This window comes from Allobosea sp. Leaf344, from assembly GCF_001426225.1.
Taxonomy (GTDB): domain Bacteria; phylum Pseudomonadota; class Alphaproteobacteria; order Rhizobiales; family Beijerinckiaceae; genus Allobosea.
Genome location: NZ_LMRT01000001.1, coordinates 358,271 through 372,213, shown reverse-complemented (window position 1 = coordinate 372,213; position 13,943 = coordinate 358,271). Strand labels below are relative to the sequence as shown.

The 13,943-nt window shown below is 68.2% G+C and carries 11 protein-coding genes; 8 read left to right on the top strand and 3 right to left on the bottom strand.

Annotated features, from left to right (window positions below):
• Positions 1-4: 4 nt before the first annotated feature.
• Positions 5-478: a YHS domain-containing (seleno)protein gene (locus ASG72_RS01700; protein WP_082539997.1), complete on the top strand. Its 474-nt coding sequence runs from the start codon at positions 5-7 to the stop codon at positions 476-478.
• Positions 479-491: 13 nt separating this feature from the next.
• Here the strand turns inward: ASG72_RS01700 and ASG72_RS01695 are convergent, their stop codons facing one another.
• Positions 492-1,439 carry a hydrogen peroxide-inducible genes activator gene (locus ASG72_RS01695; protein WP_056708068.1) on the bottom strand — a complete coding sequence of 316 codons (948 nt, stop codon included), beginning with the start codon at positions 1,437-1,439 and terminating at the stop codon, positions 492-494.
• A 122-nt stretch (positions 1,440-1,561) separates the two neighbouring features.
• Between ASG72_RS01695 and ASG72_RS01690 the strand changes: the two genes are divergently transcribed.
• Complete coding sequence (locus ASG72_RS01690) at positions 1,562-3,064, top strand: catalase (protein WP_056708067.1); 1,503 nt, start codon at positions 1,562-1,564, stop codon at positions 3,062-3,064.
• 207 nt (positions 3,065-3,271) lie between these two features.
• Complete coding sequence (locus ASG72_RS01685) at positions 3,272-4,480, top strand: M20 family metallopeptidase (RefSeq protein ID WP_056709872.1); 1,209 nt, start codon at positions 3,272-3,274, stop codon at positions 4,478-4,480.
• A gap of 90 nt (positions 4,481-4,570) precedes the next feature.
• Here the strand turns inward: ASG72_RS01685 and ASG72_RS01680 are convergent, their stop codons facing one another.
• Entirely contained in the window at positions 4,571-6,412 is a 1,842-nt protein-coding gene (locus ASG72_RS01680; RefSeq protein ID WP_056708064.1) for a glycoside hydrolase family 15 protein, read from the bottom strand.
• Positions 6,413-6,448: 36 nt separating this feature from the next.
• Positions 6,449-7,285, bottom strand: a complete 837-nt coding sequence (gene otsB / locus ASG72_RS01675; RefSeq protein WP_056708063.1) for a trehalose-phosphatase — start codon at positions 7,283-7,285, stop codon at positions 6,449-6,451.
• Positions 7,286-7,578: 293 nt separating this feature from the next.
• Between otsB and ASG72_RS01670 the strand changes: the two genes are divergently transcribed.
• From ASG72_RS01670 to prmC, 5 genes are all read left to right on the top strand, one after another.
• The gene (locus ASG72_RS01670) at positions 7,579-9,090 is read left to right on the top strand and encodes a trehalose-6-phosphate synthase (RefSeq protein ID WP_082539996.1); all 1,512 of its coding nucleotides are present in this window, start codon (positions 7,579-7,581) and stop codon (positions 9,088-9,090) included.
• Between the two features lie 153 nt (positions 9,091-9,243).
• Complete coding sequence (gene ptsP, locus ASG72_RS01665) at positions 9,244-11,511, top strand: phosphoenolpyruvate--protein phosphotransferase (protein WP_056708062.1); 2,268 nt, start codon at positions 9,244-9,246, stop codon at positions 11,509-11,511.
• A 60-nt stretch (positions 11,512-11,571) separates the two neighbouring features.
• A complete protein-coding gene (gene prfA, locus ASG72_RS01660; RefSeq protein ID WP_056708061.1) occupies positions 11,572-12,657 on the top strand; it encodes a peptide chain release factor 1 in 1,086 nt (361 codons plus the stop codon).
• A gap of 83 nt (positions 12,658-12,740) precedes the next feature.
• Positions 12,741-12,989, top strand: coding sequence for a hypothetical protein (locus ASG72_RS21210; RefSeq protein WP_056708060.1), 249 nt, complete (start codon positions 12,741-12,743; stop codon positions 12,987-12,989).
• The gene (gene prmC, locus ASG72_RS01650; RefSeq protein ID WP_244488659.1) at positions 12,896-13,834 is read left to right on the top strand and encodes a peptide chain release factor N(5)-glutamine methyltransferase; all 939 of its coding nucleotides are present in this window, start codon (positions 12,896-12,898) and stop codon (positions 13,832-13,834) included. The genes ASG72_RS21210 and prmC overlap by 94 nt, the downstream gene beginning before the upstream one ends.
• Positions 13,835-13,943: the final 109 nt, after the last annotated feature.

Below are 13,943 nucleotides of genomic sequence, written 5' to 3'. Positions count from 1 at the left end.
GACGATGCACGCTCTCGCCAGACCGACCCGCCGCGTTTTGCTCGCTCTGGCCGTCCTGCTGGCCATGCCCGCCGCTTTGGCCCGTGCCGGCGAGATCAACGAACAGGGCGGTGTCGCCATCAAGGGGCATGACCCCGTCGCCTATTTCGAATCCTCCCGCCCCGTGGCCGGCTCGCCGGAGATCACCGCGACCTATAAGGGCGTCGGCTTCCGCTTCGCCAGCGAAGCCAATCGCGCTCGCTTCCTGGCCTCGCCCGAGCGCTACCTCCCGCAATATGGCGGGTTCTGCGCCTATGGCGCGGCCGGCGGCTACAAGGCCGATATCGACCCCGCCGCCTGGTCGATCGTCGACGGCAAGCTCTACCTCAATTACAGCCCGCGCATCCGCAGCAGCTGGAACAGGGATCAGCTCGGCTACATCGCCAAGGCGGATCGCCAATGGCCTGACGTTGCTAGGCAGACAGAGGTGGTGCGCTAGGCGCGGGCTCGCCTCACCCCCGCCGGATCGTCCGCGACTCGATCCGGATCGCGGGATGCGCCGCGGGATCGAGCGAGGCACCGACCTCGCTCAGGATCGCGCCCAGCGCCTCGAAATCCTCGCGGCGCGGCGAGGTGCGCCGCCAGGCCAGGCCGATCGCGCGGCTCGGCTGCGGCTCGGCGAAGCGATGCAGGGTCACGGGCATGTCGGCGCGGTACTCGATGGGCAGCGCCATCGCCGGCATCAGCGTCGCGCCGAAGCCATTGGCCACCATCTGCATGATCGTCGACAGGCTGGAGGCGCCATATTGCCGGCGCGAGCCGGCGCCGCCCGCACCGCAGAAGCTCAGCGCCTGGTCGCGCAGGCAATGCCCCTCCTCGAGCAGCAGCAGATTGCCCTCCAGCGCCTCCTCCGGCGAATGCGGCGCGCCCTGCGCCACCGGGCCGGAGGGCATCACCAGCAAAAAGGGGTCGGCGAGGAGTGGCAGGGTCTCGAGCCCGGCTCGGTCCACGGGGAGCGACAGCAGCGCGACGTCGAGCAGCCCCCCGGCCAGCTCGTCCAGCAGCGTCGCCGTCTGCGTCTCGCGCAGGCGCAGATCGAGCGCCGGATGGCGCTTCTGCAGCAAGGGTAGGGTCGCCGGCAGCAGATAGGGCGCGATCGAGGGGATCACCCCGAGATCGAGCTCGCCGCTCAGCAGCGTCGGCCGATGCCGGGCGTGGTCGACCAGCTCGGCCGCCTCCAGCAGGATGCGGCGCGCCCGCGTCTCCACCTCCTCGCCCATCTCGGTCAGCGCCACGGCCCCTCGCCGCCGCTCGACCAGCCGGCAGCCGAGCTGCGCCTCGAGCTCCTGGATCTGCAGCGACAAGGCCGGCTGGCTGACATGGCATTCCTCGGCCGCCCGGCCGAAATGCCGGTGGCGGGCGAGGGCGGCGAAATAACGGAGCTGCTTCAGCGTGATCATGTCGATTTGATAAACTTATCGTCGCTGCGGGTAAACGGTATTGGACATGATCGTCGGATCAGGCTGTTACTTCCTCCAATTCAAATCTGGCCGCCGCGGCGGCAGCAGCTGAGGGGAATTCCATGTCTCACAAGATCATGACCACGACGGCCGGCGCGCCGATTCCCGACAATCAGAACTCGCTGACGGCCGGGGAGCGCGGCCCGGTCCTGCTGCAGGATTATCAGCTGCTCGAGAAGCTCGCGCACCAGAACCGCGAGCGCATCCCCGAGCGCGCCGTCCACGCCAAGGGCTGGGGCGCGCATGGCCGCCTGACCATCACCGGCGACATCTCGAAATACACCAAGGCCAAGGTGCTGCAGCCCGGCACGGTGACGCCGATGGTGGCGCGGTTCTCGACGGTGGCGGGCGAGGCCGGTGCCGCCGATGCCGAGCGCGACGTGCGCGGCTTCTCGCTGAAGTTCTACACGGAAGAGGGCAATTGGGATCTGGTCGGCAACAATACGCCGGTCTTCTTCGTGCGCGACCCGATCAAGTTCCCGGATTTCATCCACACCCAGAAGCGCCATCCCCGCACCAATCTGCGGTCCCCGACGGCGATGTGGGATTTCTGGTCGCTCAGCCCGGAGAGCCTGCATCAGGTCACGATCCTGATGTCCGATCGCGGTCTGCCGACCGATGTCAGGCATATCAACGGCTATGGTTCGCACACTTTCTCGCTGTGGAACGATGCCGGCGAGCGCTATTGGGTGAAGTTCCACTTCAAGACCATGCAGGGCCACAGGCACTGGACCAATGAGGAGGCGGCCACCGTCGTCGGCCGGAGCCGCGAGACGACGCAGGAGGACCTCTACAACGCGATCGAGAACGGCGACTATCCGCGCTGGAAGATGCAGGTGCAGATCATGCCCGAGCTCGATGCGGAGAAGACGCCCTACAACCCGTTCGACCTGACCAAGGTCTGGCCGCATGGCGACTACCCGCTCATCGATGTCGGGATCGTCGAGCTCAACCGCAACGCCGACAACTACTTCGCCGAGATCGAGAACGCCGCCTATTCCCCGTCCAACATCGTGCCGGGCATCGGCTTCTCGCCGGACAAGATGCTGCAGGCCCGCATCTTCTCCTATGCCGACGCGCATCGCCACCGGCTCGGCACGCATTACGAGATGATCCCGGTCAACCAGCCGAAATCGCCGGTCGCGCATTATCATCGCGATGGGCAGATGAATACCTATGGCGGGCTGCGCACCGGCAATCCGGACGTCTATTACGAGCCGAACTCCTTCGGCGGTCCGGTCGAGCAGCCCCAGGCCAAGGAGCCGCCGCTGCGCATCTCCGGCGATGCGGCCCGTTACAACCACCGCATCGGCAATGATGATTTCAGCCAGCCGCGCGCCCTGTTCAACCTGTTCGATGCCGGCCAGAAGGAGCGCCTCTTCGCCAATATCGCCGCGGCGATGGGCGGGATTCCGCGCGAGATCGAGGAGCGCCAGCTCGCCTTGTTCGACCAGGTCCATCCCGATTACGGCAATGGCGTCCGCAAGGCGCTGGCCAAGGCGAAGGGCACGGAATCCCCGGCGATCTCGGTGACGCCGAACACGCCCCAGCAGGCGGCTGAATAAGGCGCCCCGACCATCGGGACAATGAGCGAGGCCGCGGAGCGATCCGCGGCCTTCGTCGTTCGGCGGCCGATCCGGCTCGGGCGGCGGCGCGCAGCCTTCCGTGTCATGCGGCCGGCGCGCCGGCCGCGCCCATCGCCGCACTACCGCCGCCTCCCGCGCCTCGATAAGCTCCGGAAGTCCCATTCGGAACGAGATCAGGAGCCGATGATGAGCGCGTTGAATCCCGAAGAGGCCAAGGTCACGGCCTGGCTGGAGGCCCGGAGGGAGGAGATGGTGGCGCTGCTGCGCGAGATGGTCGACACCGATTCCGGCTCCTATGACAAGGCCGGCGTCGACCGGGCGGGGCAGGTCGTCGCCCGCTTCCACGAACGCAACGGGCTCGCGGTCGAGATCATTCCGGATGCGCGCTATGGCGATGCGGTGAAGGCGTCGCTGCCCAACCCGGCGGCGAATGACCAGCGCCCCGTGCTGCTCCTCGGGCATCGCGACACGGTCTTCCCGCGCGGCGAGCCGGAGCGGCGGCCCTTCTCGATCAGCGGCAGACGCGCCTATGGCCCCGGCGTCGCGGATATGAAGGGAGGCATCGTCATCGAGGCCTTCGTCGCCGCCGCCTTCGCCGCCTGCGGCGGGCTGACCGCCCCGCTGACGATGCTGACGACGAGCGATGAGGAGATCGGCTCGCCCTCCTCGCGGCCGATCATCGAGGCGGCGGCCCGGGAGGCGCGCTGCGTCTTCAACGCCGAACCGAGCCGGCTGCCCGCCGGGACGGATTTCGCGGCCGATCGCCGGCAGTCGATCACCAGCGGCCGCAAGGGCGGCGTGTTCATGCGCGCGGAATTCACCGGCAAGCCGGCCCATTCCGGCGCGAATTACGAGAAGGGTGCCTCGGCCATCGTCGATCTCGGCCACAAGATCCCGCAGCTCCAGGGCCTGACCGATCTGGAGCGCGGCATCACCGTCAATGTCGGGCTGATCGGCGGCGGACAGACGGTCAACACCGTCGCGCCCGGCGCCTGGTGCGAGATCGATTTGCGCTATGTCACGGCGGCCCAGCGCGACGAGCTGGTCGACCGGATCCGCGGGATCGTCGAGACGCCGATCGTCGCCGGGACGAGCGCGCTGCTGACCATCAAGGGCGAGTTCGTGCCGCTGGAGCGGACGCCGGAATCCGCCATGCTGTTCGAGACCTATCGCGAGGCGGCGGGCGCCTTCGGCATCGATGTCAGCGCCGAATTCACCGGCGGCTGCGCCGATTCCGGCTTCACCGCGGCGCAGGGCTGCCCGACGCTGTGCAGCGTCGGGCCGATCGGCGGCATGGCCCATACGCCCGACGAGTTCCTGGAGATCGACAGCCTCGTCCCGGCGGCGCAGACCCTGGCGCTGGCGGTGATGCGCGCCGCGGCCCGGATGGAGTGAGCGGGGCGGCTCGGCGGCACAGCAGGCCGACCCGGCGCGGGATGACCGTCATTCCGCTGGCGCGGCCGGTCTGAGCGCCGGGCCTGCGGCTCAGAACGCGTCTTCCCAGCTGCGGCTGAGCCGCATCGCGGAGTTGATCAGCCCGACCATCGAATAGGTCTGCGGGAAATTGCCCCAGAGCTCGCCGGTGGTGAGGTCGGCATCCTCCGACAACAGGCCGAAACTGTTGCGCCGCGTCAGGATGCGGCGGAACAGCTCCTTGGCCTCCTCGCGCCGGCCGATCGCGTGCAGCGCGTCGACATACCAGAAGGCGCAGATCAGGAAGCCGGTATGCATGAAACCGAAATCATCCTGCGTCGCATAGCGCAGCAGCAGGTCGCCGCGCGTCAGATCGCGGCCGATCGCCTCCACCGTCGCGATGAAACGCGGATCATCCGCCTTGACGAAGCCGAGTTCGGCGAAGAGCAGCAGGGTCGCATCCAGATCCTTGCCGTCGAAGGTCGAGACGAAATGGCCTTTCTCCTGATTCCAGACCCGGTCCATGATCGCGGCCTTCAGCCGCTTCGACTCGCCCCGCCAGTACTCCTTGCGGTCGGCCCGCCCGAGAGTGCCGGCGATGCGGGCCAGCCTGTCGCAGGCGGCCCAGCACATCACGCTGGAGAATGAGTGGACGACCTGCTTCTCGCGCAGCTCCCAGGGGCCGGCATCGGGCTTGTCGAAGACCGCGATGGCGAGATCGCCCATCCGCTCCAGCTGCCCGAACAGCGTGTCCTTGCCGGGTTGGATCAGGCGCTGGTCGAAGAAGGAATGCGTCGCGGCCAGCACGACCGCGCCATAGCCGTCATTCTGGATCTGCGTCGCCGCGCCATTGCCGAAGCGGACCGGCCGGTGGCCGCGATAGCCTGAAAGGTTGGGCGCCTCGAATTCCGCCAGCGAGCCGTCGCGGGTGATCGGATAGAGCGGCGGCAGGTGCTCGGCGCCGCTTTCCGAGAAGGAATCGACGATGTTGGTGATGAAGCCGAGATAATCCTCCATCGTCCTGGTGGTGCCGAGCCGGTTCAGCGCATGCACGACGAAATAGGCGTCGCGCAGCCAGCAGAAGCGGTAATCCCAGTTGCGCTGCGTGCCGGGCGCCTCCGGGATCGAGGTGGTCAGCGCCGCCACGATCGCGCCCGTCTCCTCGAAGGCGCACATTTTCAGGGTGATCGCCGCGCGGATCACCTCGCGCTGCCAGTCGAAGGGCAGGGACAGCGAGCGGACCCAGTCGCGCCAGTAATCGGTGGTCTTGTCCAGGAACTCGCGGGAGGTCTCCTCGATCTCCGCCCGCAGCGCCTCGTCCGAGCCGACGAAGAAGGAATAGGGGCGTTCGACGGCGAAGGGTGTCCCGTCGACGACATAGGCGACCGGCGCGTCGGTGGTCAGGCGGATGGTCTGGTCGGCGCCGACATAGCGGACATGGTTGGAGCCGCGCGTGATCGCATCCGGCTCGGCCCCGAGACCGAGGCAGGGCTTCAGCACGACGCGGATGCGCGGCCGCCCCGAAATCCGCCTTACGCGGCGCACCAGCTGCGGCGGGCGGAAGAAGCGCTCATAGCGCATGAAGCGCGGCGCGAAATCCAGGATCTCGATGGCATTGCCGAAATCATCCGACAGCACGGAGGACAGGATCGCGGTATTGTCGAGATAGCTCTGCTCGCAGCGGGTCATGCCGACGAGCTCGATCGCGAAGACGCCCTTGCGGGGCATCGCATCCCCGTCATCCGCCTCGTTGTCGATCAGCGAGCAGAAGACGGGATCGCGATCGAAGCGTGGGAAGCAGCCCCAGACGATGCGCGCCTTTCGATCGATCAGCGCGGCGATCGAGCAATTGCCGATCACGCCGAGATCCAGCGAAGCGGAATGGGGCGCCCCGGGCGTCGTCGAAACTGTCATGCTTTGTCCTGGAATTGGGAGATCGGCCGCGGAAGATCAGCCGCGGTCGGGGCCGGCAGCGGGCACGGCCAGCGGCTCGGCCATCGCTGTACCCGTTTCGACGGGCAGAAGAAAATCCCCGACCGTGAGCCTGTCGCGCGCCGCGGCGTCGATCAGGATCTGGCGCAGCACCAGGGGCGAGGCGATGCGCCTGACGGCGCAGGTGTCGCCAGGGCCGATCCGGATCGACAGGCCGCCCAGCGCGTTGACGACCTCGAACCCGTCCTCATCCGTCACGTCGTCGCCGATGAACACCGGCAGCCGGCCGGCGAACGGCTCGTGCTGCATCAGCCAGCCGATCGCCTGGCCTTTCGAGGCCCCGGCCGGAACCAGCTCGGCGACGGCCTTGCCCTCCTGGAGGCGCACGCCCGGCCCGATCCTCTCGGCGAGATGGCGCACCAGCGCGCGCGCCTCATCCTCGAGATGCGGGGCGAGGCGCCAGTGCAGCGCCACCGAGAGCCGCTTGTCCTCGACGATGATGCCGACATTGCCGTTGGCGAAGCGCACGAGATCCCGCGTCGCATCCCTTATCGCATCCGGCGCCTGCGCCTGTTCGGCGACCCGCTCCGCCAGGCGGATCTGGCTGCCATGCAGCCCGGCCGCATCGAATCGGTGCGGGTCGAACTGCTTGTCGAGGAAGGTGATCGGCCGTCCCGAGACCAGCGCGACGGCACCCGCGAGATGCTCGCGCAGATGCGCCAGCGCCGGCGGTATGCGATTGTCGACCACGACCGATTCCGGAGACGGAGCGATATCGGCCAGCGTGCCGTCGAAATCGAGGAACAGCGCGATCTTCGTGTCCGTGCCGGAAAACTCCGGGTGGGGCCGAGACATAAGCGGGTCTTTCACTGGTATCATACCTGCCATCCGGGCCCGTGAACCCGTCCAGATGTTGCCTGCCGAGCCGCGTCGGAACGCCGGCTCTGCCGATCGATTGCGTTTTCTGGATGGCCATGGCGGCCGATCCAGCCCATGATATGCCGATCTCGTAGCATGCTCGTGCCGGTGGCGCGCAGCTGCCGCCCGGGCCGTCATCGCTCCCGTTACGGAAACATTACGTCCGTCGGCGCGTTCTGTTCCTGCCTGTGGGAGCACTTTTCGGCCAGGCAAGGAAGAGGTTCGGCACCATGCGTCTCGTCATCGTCTCCAATCGCGTCACAATTCCGGAACGTCAGGAAAAAGTGGCTGCGGGCGGGTTGGCCGTGGCGTTGCGAGAGGCTCTCGAAAGCCGGGGCGGGCTCTGGTTCGGCTGGAGCGGCGAGATCAGCGAGACCGTGCGCGAGCTGCGGACCGCGCAGCGCGGCAAGGTCAGCTATTGCGTCACGGATCTGACCGAGGCCGAGCGCCAGACCTATTATCTCGGCTTCTCCAACCGCGCCCTCTGGCCCAACATGCACTACCGGCTGGGGCTCACCGAGTTCTCGCGGGCCGATTATGCCGGCTATCTCGGCGTCAATCGCCGCTTCGCCAAGGCGCTGGCGCCGCTCCTGAAACCGGATGACCTGATCTGGATCCATGATTACCATCTGATCCCGCTGGCCGCCGAGCTGCGCCGGCGGGGCGTCACCAATCGCATCGGCTATTTCCATCACATCCCCTGGCCGCCGGCGGAGGTGTTCGGCGCCCTGCCGTTCAGCGCGACGCTGATCAGCACGATGAGCGCCTATGACCTGATCGGCGTCCAGACCAAGGTCGATGCCCGCAATCTCTGCGACGGGCTGGCCACGCTCTGCGGCGCGCAGGTCGATGGCGACAGGGTCTCGATGGGGCGCCGGCGGACGCTGGTGCGCGCCTTTCCGATCGGCATCGACGTCGAAGCCTTCAGGCGGCTGGCCTCGGCCTCCGTCCGGGCCGCGACGATCCCGATCCGCACCACCAAGCAATCGCTCGGCGAACGCAAGCTGGTCATCGGCGTCGACCGGCTGGATTACTCCAAGGGCATCGTGCAGCGGCTGGAGGCCTTCGGCACCTTCCTGCGCAACCACCCGGAATATAGCCGCCGCGTCGGCCTGCTGCAGATCGCGCCGCCCTCGCGCTCCGACGTGCCGGAATATGCCGAGCTCGACCGCCAATCCGACGAGACGGCCGGCCGCCTCAACGCGGCTCTGGGAGAATTCGACTGGACCCCGATCCGCGTGGTCAAGAAGGCCTATTCGCGCAATGCGCTGGCGGGTTTCTACCGGCGCGCCCAGGTCGGCCTGGTCACGCCGATGCGCGACGGCATGAACCTCGTCGCCAAGGAATATATCGCGGCGCAGGATCCGGAGGATCCGGGCGTGCTGGTCCTCTCCCGCTTCGCCGGCGCCTCGCATCAGATGGGCGAGGCGCTGATCGTCAATCCCTACGACACGCATGAGGTGGCGGAAGCGATCAGGACCGCGCTGGCGATGCCGCGCAGCGAGCGCCTGCGCCGCTTCCAGACGCTCTATGCGACGATCGACGCCACCGACATCGACTGGTGGACCAGCCGCTATCTCGATGCGCTGGCCGGCATCGAGACGGTGGAGGAAGAGGCCCCGCCGCGCCCGGTCAAACGCGGCCGCGCCGGCCGCGCGATCTCGCTGGCGCGGAGCGTGGACCTCCCGCCCGGCACGACGCGCAGGACGAGCCGCGCCATCGCTCCTGCAGCCTCGCGTTGAACTGACGCCGCGCGCCCCTTGCCGATTCGCCCCCGGGGTCGCTAGAAGGCGGCTGCAGGCGCGAGGCGCTTGCGACTCAGGCCCCGATCGGTGTCAGGTCGGAGCGGGGCGTCGGCCGTGTCGGCTGAGGAGGCGGGCGGAGGGTTCTGATTGATGCGAGGCGCTCTCGGAGGATCGGGCGTTCTGCTGCGCCGACTCCGCGAGGTCATGGCAGCGTCGATAAGCCCGCAGGAGCGGCTGGACCGGCTTGTCGTGCTCATCGCCGGCAATCTCGTCGCCGAAGTCTGCTCCGTCTATGTGCTGCGCGAGGATGGCTCGCTCGAACTCTACGCCACCGAGGGCCTGAACCGCGAGGCCGTCCACCTCACCACCATGCGCGCGGGCGAAGGCCTGGTCGGGCTGATCGCCCGAGAGGCCGAGCCGCTCGCCCTCTCGGACGCGCAATCCCACCCCGCCTTCTCCTATCGCCCGGAAACGGGCGAGGAGATCTACCGCTCCTTCCTCGGTGTCCCGATCCTGCGCGGCGGCGCCGTGATGGGCGTGCTGGTCATCCAGAACCGCGCCTCGCGGCTCTATTCCGAGGAAGAGATCGAATCCCTGCAGACCACCGCCATGATCATGGCGGAGATGATCGCGGCCGGCGGGCTGAAATCCCTCGCTGCGCCGGGTGCCAGCATCGGTCTCGACCGGCCGATCCATTGCGTCGGCGTCGCTCTGGCCGACGGGGTCGGGCTCGGCCATGCCGTGCTGCACGAGCCGCGCGTCGCGATCACCAATCTGATCGCCGAGAACCCGGCCGGCGAGGTGAAGCGGCTGGAGGCCGCCATTGCCGAGATGCGCGCCTCGATCGACGAATTGATCGAGCGCGGCGACGTCGCCCATACCGGGGAGCATCGCGACGTGCTCGAGACCTTCCGCATGTTCGCCCATGACCAGGGCTGGCTGCGGCGGATGCGCGAGGTGGTGCTCACCGGCCTCACGGCCGAGGCCGCGGTGGAGCGCGTCCAATCCGACACGCGCGCCAAGATGCTGCGCCAGACCGACCCCTATCTGCGCGAGAGGCTGCATGATCTCGACGATCTGGCCAACCGCCTGCTGCGGACGCTGGTCGGCAAGGCCAATGGCGTGGCGCGCGAGGAACTGCCCGACAACGCCATCCTGATCGCCCGTTCGATGGGGCCGGCGGCGCTGCTCGACTATGATCGCTCGCATCTGCGTGGGCTGGTGCTGGAGGAGGGCGGGCCGACCAGCCACATCGCCATCGTCGCCCGCGCGCTCGGCATTCCCGCCGTCGGCGAGGTCGTCAACGCCACGGCGCTGGTGCAATCGGGCGATGCGGTGATCGTCGACGGCCAGGCCGGCGAAGTGCAGATCCGGCCGCAGCCCGATGTCGAGAACGCCTATAAGGACAAGGCGCGGCTGCGGGCCCGCAAGCAGGAGCAGTATCGCAAGCTCAAGAGCCTGCCCGCGGTCACCAAGGACGGGGTCGAGATCACGCTGCAGATCAATGCCGGCCTGCTCGTCGACCTGCCGAACATCGAGGCGACGGCGGCTGCCGGCATCGGCCTGTTCCGCACCGAGCTGCAATTCATGGTGGCGCCGACCATGCCGACCACGAGCGAGCAGCAGGCGCTGTACAGCGCCGTGCTCGACGCGGCGCAGGGCCGGCCGGTCACCTTCCGCACGCTGGATATCGGCGGCGACAAGGTGCTGCCCTATATGGAGCGCGTGGAGGAGGAGAACCCGGCGCTGGGCTGGCGTGCCATCCGCATCGGGCTGGACAAGCCGCGCCTGCTGCGCGCGCAGCTGCGCGCTCTGCTGCGGGCCGGGGCGGGCCGCGACATGCGGATCATGCTGCCGATGATCGCGACGGTGGACGAGTTCCGCCGTGCCCGCACCATTCTCGGCCGCGAACAGGCGATGCTCGCCAAGCAGGGCCACGCCCCGCCGAGCGCGCTCCAGCTCGGCGTGATGGTCGAGGTGCCCTCGCTGCTATTCGAGCTGGAGGAGATCGCGCGCGAGGCCGATTTCCTATCGATCGGCACCAATGACCTGATGCAGTTCCTCTTCGCCGCCGACCGCGAGAACAAGCGCGTCGCCGACCGCTTCGACCCGCTCAGCATCGGCGCGCTGCGCGCTCTGCGCGCCATCGTCGAGGCGGCCGACAAGGCCGGCTGCCCCGCCTCCGTCTGCGGCGAGATGGGCGGCAAGCCGCTCGAGACCATGGCGCTGATCGGGCTCGGCTACCGCAATTTCTCGATGTCGGCCGCCTCGATCGGCCCGATCAAGGCGATGCTGCGCGCGCTCGATCTGGGCCGGCTGCGCAGCCGGCTCGACGCCATCCTGGCCGCGCCCGACGAGGTTGCGAGCCTGCGCCCTCAATTGGCCGCTCTCGCCGCAGAGATGAAGGTCCCGGTCTAGCGAGGCGTCCGCGCCGCCGCCGCCGCCATCGCCGTCTCGTCCTCAGGTTCCGTATCATCCATGTCGCTTCCGCTTCCCCAGGATCGCCTCGACGCCATCGTGGCGCGCCACGCCGCCGCCAGCGCCGAGATCAACACGGCGACGGATGCGACGCGCACCGTCGAGCTCGCCAAGGAATTGTCGGAGCTCGATCCGGTGGTGGGCGCGATCGCCTCCTGGCGCCAGGCGATGGCGACGCTGGACGAGGCGGAGGCGCTGATCGCCGACCCCTCAACCGATCCGGATTTCCGCGACCTCGCCTATGAGGAGCGCGACGCCGCGCGGATCGAGATCGAGGCGCGGGCGCGCGAGATCCTGATCGCCCTGCTGCCCAAGGACGCCGCCGACGAACGCGGCGTCATCCTCGAGATCAGGGCCGGGACCGGCGGGGACGAGGCCTCGCTCTTCGCCGGGGATCTGCTGCGTATGTACCAGCGTTACGCCGCGGCGAAGGGCTGGTCTCTCGACATCATCAACGAGAGCGAGGGCACGGTCGGCGGCTTCAAGGAGGTCATCGCCGAAATCTCGGGCCGCGGCGTCTATGCCCGGCTGAAATTCGAATCCGGCGTGCATCGCGTGCAGCGCGTGCCCGATACCGAGGCGAGCGGGCGCATCCACACCTCGGCCGCGACGGTGGCGATGCTGCCGCTGGCGAGCGATGTCGACATCGTGCTGAACGACGCCGATATCCGCATCGACACGATGCGCGCCGGCGGGGCGGGCGGCCAGCACGTCAACAAGACGGAATCGGCCGTGCGCCTGACCCATCTGCCGACCGGCCTCGCCATCGTCGTCCAGGACGAGCGCTCCCAGCACAAGAACAAGGCCCGCGCCTATGATTTGCTGCGCGCCCGGCTCTACGACATGGAGCGCAACCGCGCCGATGCGGAGCGCGCGGCCGACCGCCGCTCGCAGATCGGCTCGGGCGACCGGTCCGAGCGGATCCGCACCTACAACTTCCCGCAGGGCCGGGTGACCGACCACCGCATCAACCTCACCCTCTACAAGCTCGACGAGATGATGCAGGGTCTGGTGCTCGACGAGATCATCGACGCGCTCACGGCGGAGCACCAGGCGCGGCTGCTGGCGGACGAGGCCGCGGCGTGAGGGGAGCCTGCCGATGCCGGTGAAACCAAGCTCGCAGTCCGGCGTTGTCAAGCCGAGGGCAGGGAGCCCGGCTGGAGGACATCATGATCAGGACGATTTTGAGCGCGGCGGTTGTGGGGCTGATGAGCCTCTCGGTGGCGGGACCCGGGCAGGCGCAGGAGCGCGCGCTGAAGCGGATCACCCAGGGCGAGGCGGCGCCGCTGCAGAAGGCGATGACGCAGAGCCAGGCCCGTCGGCTGTGCCAGCAGGAAATGCGCGGCGCCCGCGAGAGCCGCTCGGCGATCCGCCAGAAGATGCAGATCTGCATGCAGAAGAAGATGGAAGGCAACTAAGCGCTTCCATTCCGGACACGGTCGGAGCCGCGCGTCGCGAAACGGCGCGCAGGCTCCGGGCGGCCGGGATCGAAACCCCGGACCTCGACGCGCGCTTCCTGATCGAAGGCATCGCGCGCGACCAGGACCGGGATAGCATTCTGGATGAACGGCAGCGCGCCGAGCTCGCGCATGTCATCCGGCGGCGCCTCGCCGGCGAGCCGGTCTGGCGCATCCTCGGCGAACGCGAATTCTGGGGCCTGCCCTTTTCGCTCTCCGCCGCGACGCTCGAGCCTAGGCCCGACAGCGAGACGCTTATCGAGACCTCGCTCGCCTGGCTGGGCCCAAGGCGCAGCTCACCCCTGTCGATTCTCGATCTCGGCACCGGCACCGGCTGTCTGCTAATCGCGCTGTTGAGCGAATGTCCGCTGGCACAGGGGCTGGGCGTCGATGCCTCCGAGGCCGCCTGCGCGACGGCGCGCGCCAATGCGCTGCGCAACGGCGTAGCCGACCGGAGCCGCTTCGTGGTCGCGGATTGGGCCGGGCCGCTGGCGGCGAAATTCGACCTGATCCTCTCGAACCCGCCCTATATTCCGCAGCGGGAACTGGCGCGTCTCGCCCCTTCCGTCCGCGATTACGATCCGGTCCGCGCTCTGGATGGCGGCGCCGACGGGCTCGACCCCTATCGGCGCCTCGCATCCCAGATCCCGCTGATTCTCGCCGAAGGAGGCCTGCTGGTGCTGGAAATCGGTGCCGGCCAGGAGGCTGATGTCGTCGCCATCCTGGCACGGGAGGGACTTGTCCACCGCGGATCGCGCGCCGATCTCGGAGGACATCCGCGGGCCATTTGCTTTACCTTGGCCTGAAATTCTCGATGAACAATGCGATTTTGCTTTGATCTTCGGAGCAAACCCGCTATGACAGCGCCTAGCCCGAAGCTGGTGCCGTCAGCGCCCGGCCTTGCGCAACCCCCTC